We start from the raw sequence: 7708 nt of genomic DNA on the forward strand, positions 1-7708 counted from the left end.
ATTCACCGTATCCGTAAGAATATCGCGGCAGACATCGGGATTATCCTACCGAAGGTTCGGATTCGCGATAACTTCCAACTCGATCAGCATCAATACCGAATCAAAATCGCCGGCGCACCGGTTGCCACGGGGACTGTTTATCCGCAGTTGCTCCTGGCGATGGACTCCGGGATGACGACGGGAAAGGTTCAGGGGATTGAAACCCGTGATCCAGCTTTTGGTGCACCCGCGTTATGGATTGAGCCCTCGCTCAAGGAGAAGGCAGAGATGTACGGCTATACGGTGGTGGAACCGGCGGCCGTGATCGCCACGCATCTTACAGAAACCATTCGGCGGCATGCGGACGAAATCCTTACCCGCGATGCTACCAAGCATCTCATCGAAGAGTTGAAAAAGACTTCACCCGCCGTTGTGGAGGATCTTATTCCCAACGTGATGCGTTTGGCGGAGGTGCAGCAAATCCTGCAGAATCTGCTGCGCGAAGGTGTGTCGATTCGGCAGCTTGGATTGATTCTGGAGACACTGGGCGACTACGCACCGCGGACGAAGGATCCCATTTTGTTGACCGAATTCGTCCGTGCCCGATTGGCCCGTGCGATTTCCACACGCTATCGCGATGCCGAGGGGCGGATGATGGTGGTCACGCTCGATCCTGCCCTGGAGGATCGGATTCGTGCCGGATTCGATCACACGGACCGGGGCCTGTTTATCAGAATGTCACCCCAGAGCATCGAGGCCCTTTGCCGGGCCATCGGCAAGGAAATTTCCAAATTGACCACGCAGCACAGGCCACCCGTCCTGCTGGTCAGTCCGCAGATTCGGGCCGCCTTGAAGGAGATGACAGCCCCCTATTTACCCCAGCTTGTGGTGCTCAGCTATAACGAGATCACGCGGGACACCAAAATCGAGGCTGTGGGAATGGTAACGGAGAGCACGTGATGATGACCAATGAACTTTCCAGGTGGAAGAGAGGGGATCTGAGACGGGATTCGTGAGGGAAAAAGCCAATAGTGCTGCGAAACAGGCCACGCCGGAGAGCAAGAGTCGGTCACCAGGCCAGTGTTACGGGAAACAAAAACACCTGAAGGAAATACCGCCAAGCGATCTTTCCATTGTTTTGTTGGGAGCTTTCGGTTGGGGAATTGCATATGGACAACGTGGAAATCCGGACATTTCGGGCCAGCACAATGCATGAGGCGTTGGCGCTGGTGCGGCGGGAGATGGGGCCCGACGCGGCCATTTTGCGAACGCGCGAAGTCCGCGCGCGTCGCTGGTTTGGGCTGTTGCCCGGACGACCGGAAATTGAAGTGGTCGCCTCGTTTGGTGTGAATGTTCCGAGCCGTTTGCCTGCGGAGACGGGCACGTCTTCGCCATCCCGCCGCCCGCCCGCGGAAGGTGGTCTATCACTGGAACAGCCGGCGCCGGAAACCCGCGCGCTGATTCTCCGCGCAGCCCACGCGGGAATGGAGGTCCAGCAAAAGCTGGAAAACATGGAGCACATGCTGCGCAGCCTGTGTCGGCGGACCGGCTCTTCCGCACTATACGATTGGCCGGAGCCGTTGTTTCGGGTGTACGCCGATCTCATCGACGCGGATCTCAGCGAGGAGGATGCGCGAGAATTGCTGGAACGGGTCCGCGGAGAGTCCCTGCGGGACCGGATGGACGAGCCCATGCTCATCAAGGCACGGCTGGCAAGAATTCTGGAAAGCGAGCTCGCGGCCACTCAGCCGATTCGGCTGACGCCCGGGCGATGTCGGGTGTGTGCCCTGGTTGGACCTACCGGTGTCGGGAAAACTACCACCATCGCGAAACTTGCCGCCAACTTTCGACTGCGGGAAAACCGCCGGGTGGGACTCATCACCATGGACACCTATCGGATCGCTGCCGTCGAGCAACTCCGAACCTACGCGGACATTATCGATCTGCCCATGCGGGTGGTGTCAACGCCTCGCGAGATGCAGGAGGCCGTCCGGAGTTTCGAGACGCTTGATCTCGTCCTCATTGACACCGCCGGGCGAAGCCCCAAAGACGACATCAAGATCAGAGAGCTGCGGACGCTCCTCACGGAAGCTGCGGCAGATGAGATTCACCTGGTGTTGAGCAGTGTAGCCGGGACAAAGGCCCTCCTTCAGACACTGGAACGGTTCCGGACGGTACGGCCGACGGCGCTCATTCTCACCAAGCTCGACGAGTCGCCCTCTTTTGGTGGGTTGCTGCCGGTGTTGCGAGCGGCCGGGCTGCCCCTCAGCTATCTCACCAACGGGCAAAACGTTCCCGACGACATCGAGACGGCCCAGCCCGCCCGTGTAGCGCGGCTGATTCTGGGGATGGAAGGCCTCGTGAAGGAGTCCCACGCGTAATCCCTGGAGGACTTTTGGGAAGTGAACGGCCAATGGTGGCATCGAGCTTCCGCGTGGAAAGGAAACAGGACAATGTGATCGGCAGATGCTCTCGCGACAAAACCGCGCTTGAGTAGTGTAAGACCAGCACGGAGGTTGAATCCCAGCCCGCGGAAATGAGGCCTTTTCACTGTTGAAAGGAGCGGCAGCATCGCACCGCGAGTGAGAGATGGACGTTCGTTGGACACGACATAGTCTGACCATCCAGGACCAGGCGTTTCGACTGCGGCAACTGGTCGTGGAAAAACGCAGCGGCAAGTCCCCACGGCCGAGCGCTTTCCGCGTCGGCGTGCGGGGCGTGCAGTTGGGCGTGGGCGCGACGACGGTGGCCAAAGCCCTCCACACATGCCTGCGTCTGCAGGAACTTAGCGCCGAATATATTCGTGCCCACAGGGGTAAAAGCCCCATGGGCGACGTGAGGGAGTTGGACGACCTTTTTCCATTGGCAGAACGACCGATCCTGAATACCGAGGCAACCCAACTGGGGCACGGTCTGGTCGGCCAGGCCCCCGGAGTATTACCGGCTGACGATGCACTATTCACGCGGGGAGCTGCACTGTCCCGCGGGGCGACTCAACCAATCCTCGAGGAGAATGGCGGGACACGCCCTATTGTCTGGATGATCGCGGACTGCGAATCGGGCGAATGGGAAGCTCCCGATACCGACTGGGCTTGTTTTGAGGCGGTTGTGCTCGTCACCACCGCGGAGCCGCTGACTGTGATGGCGGCCTACAAGTGGCTCAAGCGATTTCGCGATCAGGGAGTTCCCCAGCGGAGTGTCGTGGTGGTCAATCGCAGTTCCGATGTGGCGGTTGGCACGGAAATGGGACATCGACTTCAGGTCGCCTGCGAGCGCTTCATGGCTGTCAGCCCGCCGATTGCTGTGCTTCCGGAGGTCCCCAGCCTGGAAGAATTGGACACCTGGTTGACGTCCATGGCTTGCGGAAAGAGAGACGGGGTGAGAATGGCAAGTGGTGGGGCCGACCACACAGACGTGTGGAATACGATCGAAACGTGGTGGAAGGGGATCGCGGGACTGATGGAATGCGTGTACCGGCTGGTCCTGGCCGGAAGTTCGTTTGCGGGGGACTTCACCCATCGGATAGGGCGGGATGAAGAGGAGATCGCGGCAAACTCTACCGAGGAAAACGTCTATGCGGGCTCCGTGGAAGATTTGGGTGAAGGAAAACAGCCTAAAGTCGGAGAAAACCGCTGAATATTGAAGGCGATTCTGGCCGATAAAGATGGAGCACTCGAAGAATGGCTGAATTGAACCACAAGGCCCCTGATTACCTATCTCGGCCAATAAAGCTACAAAACTTGGGCAAGATTCGGTTTTTCCACCAGAAAGTGGATCAGAACCGTGGGTCGGATTTGTGCCGGAATCCTGGGACCTCTAGCGATGGTCGGTGCCATCGTGCACGGTTTGATCCACGGTGCGGATGTCAATGAAATCCTTGTGCGTAGCTGGGTATGTCTTGTGGTTTTTTCCATTGTGGGAGGCATTCTGGGAGTAATTGCGGAGTCGGCCATCAGGGAGTCCATTCAACAGCGGTTGAAAGAAGAGTTGGCGAACCGAACTCAATCCTCTCCAGCCGCAGGGACGACATGAAGAATTTCTTTCTGGGGTTGAAATCGGCGGGAGGGAATCGGGGAACCTGAGGGAATCATCACGATATCGGTACAGGCATCACGATTCAGGCACGGGGGAGACGCAAGGATGAGTCGCCCGAGAGCCACAAAGGCAGCGGCATCATCGACCGCGGTTCGATCTCGGCAGAAAACAGTTACGCATCAGAAAACGGCTGATTCAAAGAGTTCATCTGGAGAGCGCACCATCAGGGAGGATTCTATGCCCACCACTGTCGCTCCGGAGGATGTGGAGCAGCTTTGGATCGAGTTCAAGAAAAACCCTCAAAATCAGGAATTGCGCAATCGTCTCATTGAAATCTACCTGCCCCTGGTGAAATACAACGCCGAGCGGATTTGGGCGAGATTGCCGGAAGGCGTCGAGCTGGACGATCTCATTTCGGCGGGCGTTTTCGGCTTGATGGACGCCATTGACGCCTTCGATCTTTCCCGGGGGGTCAAGTTTGAAACGTATTGTGTTCCGCGGATTCGTGGGGCGATGCTGGACGAACTTCGTACCATGGACTGGGTTCCTCGATTGGTGCGGTCGAAGGCCAGCAAGCTCAACGAGGCGTGCAAAACGCTGGAAGCCAAATTGGGGCGCCAGCCCAGTGATTCCGAACTGGCCGAGGAGCTGGGCATGACGATCGAAGAACTGGAAAAGATGAAGATGGAGGCCAGCGCCGTCAATCTCATCAGCCTCAACAAGAAGTGGTACGAAACAGACAGCTACAAAGACGTTCGCGAAATCGACATCCTCGAGGATAAAAAGGGCGAAGACCCCACCCGGCGGATTGAGAAAAGCGATCTCATGCGACTGATCACCAAGGGGCTCAGTCGAAACGAGCGACTCATCCTCATCCTCTACTACTATGAAGAGCTGACCATGAAAGAAATCGGCGCGACGCTCGATCTTTCGGAAAGCCGCGTCAGCCAGATGCACAGCGCCATTGTCCAGCGGCTCCAGCAGCAACTCACGCGTCGCCGCGCGGAACTGGGCACGTAACTCAGCAGCGATTTCTGCGGCCTGTTCTTCCTGCAATCTTGCGTAGGCCCTGCGATACGTCCCTTCGGGTGTCTCCTGAAAGGGACGCACTTTTTTGCGCTCCTGCACCTCTGCCAGAATAGCTGCCGTGCTGACCCGTCCCACGGTGTTTCCGCCGCGGGAAAGGGGGGTGAACCGCGGCAACGTCTTGAGAAACGTAAGATTTAGCCCGGAGGAACCAGCTTGTCAGGTCCGTTTTTCCTCGGAGGGACCCGCTTGTCGGGTCCGCCATTGAACGTTCAATTCTCCATTGCCTCTCACCGGGCACGACAAGCGTGCCCCTCCGAAGGACTCCTCGGAGGGACCTGCTTGGCACGTCCAAACCCCGCCGGTTAAACGGTAGGGGCAATTCATGAATGGCCCCTACGACGCATTCAGGCTTTGACTGCTCGCAGGTCCCAACGAAAAGTGGGGATGAGTCCGAGTTGCTGGCTGCTTGCATCGCTGCCGCCAACCGTTATAACACGTGGTGGACCTTTGGACGCGATCTGGTGAATCTGTGGAGCTGTTTCGTCCTACAGAACGCGAGGGTGAATTCCATGAAGCGACTGACGCTCTTGGTGGCAACGATTGCTTTGCTGGCGGTGGCCGGGCAGACTGCCATCGCCGTTGATCAAAAAGTACTTCCGCCGGACTATCGTCTGGACGATGCCCGCTTTGGAAAGCTGAAAACGCTCGACGATTACTTCCCTTTTCATCCGCCCCAGGATTTAAAAACCTGGGAAGTGCGCCGCGAACGTGTGCAGCGGCAGATTCTCGTGGCCGCCGGGCTCTGGCCCATGCCAGAGCGGCCACCCATCCATGCGGTTATCCACGGGCTTGTCGATCGCGGCGATTACACGGTCGAAAAAGTCTATTTCGAGAGTTATCCGGGCTTCTACGTGACCGGCAATCTGTACCGTCCTAAACATGGCAAGAAGCCCTATCCCGCGGTGCTCTGCCCTCACGGTCACTGGCCGAACGGCCGTTTTTATGATGCCGGCCCGGAGAAGGTTCTCTGGGACATCGTGAACGGAGCCGAGCGTTTCGAGCGGGGTGGGCGCTATCCGCTCCAGGCGCGATGCGTTCAACTTGCCCGGATGGGCTGCGTTGTCTTTCACTATGACATGGTAGGCTATGCCGACAGCGTACAACTCCCGCATCGGCCTGGTGTGCGGGCACACATGAACACCCCCACGCGCTGGGGCTATTTCAGCCCTCAGGCCGAGCTTCATCTTCAGAATATGCTTGGTCTGCAAACGTTCAATTCCATTCGGGCGCTGGATTTTGTGTGCAGCCTGCCCGACGTGGATACCAAACGGATCGGCGTGACCGGGGCGAGCGGTGGGGGAACCCAGACGTTTCTCCTGTGTGCGGTCGATCCGCGGCCCGCGGTGTCGTTCCCCGCGGTGATGGTCTCCACGGCGATGCAGGGGGGATGCACCTGCGAGAATGCATGCTATCTGCGGATTGACACCGGCAATGTGGAGTTCGCCGCCCTGTTTGCTCCCAAACCCCTGGGAATGACGGCCGCGGACGACTGGACGAAGGAGATCGCCACCAAGGGCCTCCCGGAACTCAAGCAGCTCTACAGCCTGTACGGTGTTCCCGACCTGGTGATGGCCAAGGCGTTGCTTCAGTTTCCCCACAATTACAACTATGTTTCCAGAGAGGTCATGTATCACTGGATGAACAAGCACCTCCACCTGGGTCTCAAAGAGCCTGTGGTGGAGGAAGACTTTGAGCCGCTTTCGCGGGAAGAGATGACGGTTTGGGACGACCAGCATCCACGCCCTGAAGGTGGTGAGGAATGGGAGCGGCGGTTCCTGGAAAATCTCACCGCAATCACGCAAAAACAGCTCGAATCGCTTATTCCCCAGGACCCGTCCATTTGGGCGGAATTTCGCCGCGTGATCGGCGGTGCCTACGACGTGATGATTGGGCGGCCGGTCCCCTCGGCGGAGGAAGTGAAGGTCGAGACCCTCCGCTCTGAAAAGCGGGAGGACGGCGAATGGCGGGCGATCGTGCTTAGACAAACGGCCCGTCACGAGAGTATCCCCGCGTGGCTCATTCTTCCTCAAGGCGAGATCAAGGCCGCTGTCATCTGGGTGGCGGAGAATGGAAAACAGGATCTGCTGGACAAAGAAGGCCAGCTTCATCCGGCCGCTGCGCGGTTGTTGCATCAAGGGGCGGCTTTGCTCCTGCCGGATCTCCTGGGACAGGGGGAAGCCACTCCCGATGGAAGGCCGATCGTCAAAGCCCGCCTTGTGCGAGAGGATTACGCAGGGTACACGTTCGGCTACAACCCACCGATGTTCGCCCAGCGAGTCCACGACATTTTGCTGGCTGTCCGCGCGGTGAAGATGCTACCTCCGTTGGCCGATCGCCCGCTGGTTGTGATCGGCCTGAAGGGGGCGGGCCACTGGGTGGCCGGTGCTCGCTGTCAGGCCGGGGGACTGGTTGACCTTGCCATCATCGATACCGGCGGTTTCCGGTTCGCATCAGTCAACGCGTTCGACGATCCCAATTTCTTCCCCGGCGCTGCGAAATACTTTGATCTTCCGGGCCTGCTCGCCCTCTCCGCACCGCATGCGTTGTGGTTGGCTGGGGAAAATGGTGAACAAGCACAACTTGTGGGCCAGGTTTATCGTGCGGC

At 58.5% G+C, this 7708-nt stretch carries 6 protein-coding genes; all 6 read left to right on the forward strand.

The genetic code is table 11. The annotated features are described in order from the left end of the window. Nucleotides 1-939, forward strand: a 939-nt coding sequence (locus H5U08_RS06230; RefSeq protein WP_297031330.1) for a flagellar biosynthesis protein FlhA, incomplete at its 5' end; no start/stop codon positions are given. 209 nt (nt 940-1148) lie between these two features. Beyond that, on the forward strand, nt 1149-2360 hold the full coding sequence (flhF, locus tag H5U08_RS06235) for a flagellar biosynthesis protein FlhF (protein ID WP_297031332.1): 1212 nt from the start codon (nt 1149-1151) through the stop codon (nt 2358-2360). Between the two features lie 208 nt (nt 2361-2568). Then, nucleotides 2569-3615 (forward strand): hypothetical protein, encoded by a 1047-nt coding sequence (locus H5U08_RS06240; protein WP_297031333.1) that lies wholly within the window; start codon nt 2569-2571, stop codon nt 3613-3615. A gap of 147 nt (nt 3616-3762) precedes the next feature. After that, a complete protein-coding gene (locus H5U08_RS06245) occupies nt 3763-4011 on the forward strand; it encodes a hypothetical protein (protein ID WP_297031335.1) in 249 nt (82 codons plus the stop codon). 240 nt (nt 4012-4251) lie between these two features. Beyond that, entirely contained in the window at nt 4252-5034 is a 783-nt protein-coding gene (locus H5U08_RS06250; protein WP_297031337.1) for a FliA/WhiG family RNA polymerase sigma factor, read from the forward strand. Nucleotides 5035-5612: 578 nt separating this feature from the next. Beyond that, nucleotides 5613-7708, forward strand: a 2096-nt coding sequence (locus H5U08_RS06255) for an acetylxylan esterase (RefSeq protein WP_297031339.1), incomplete at its 3' end; no start/stop codon positions are given.

The organism is Thermogutta sp., assembly GCF_014359955.1.
Taxonomy (GTDB): domain Bacteria; phylum Planctomycetota; class Planctomycetia; order Pirellulales; family Thermoguttaceae; genus Thermogutta.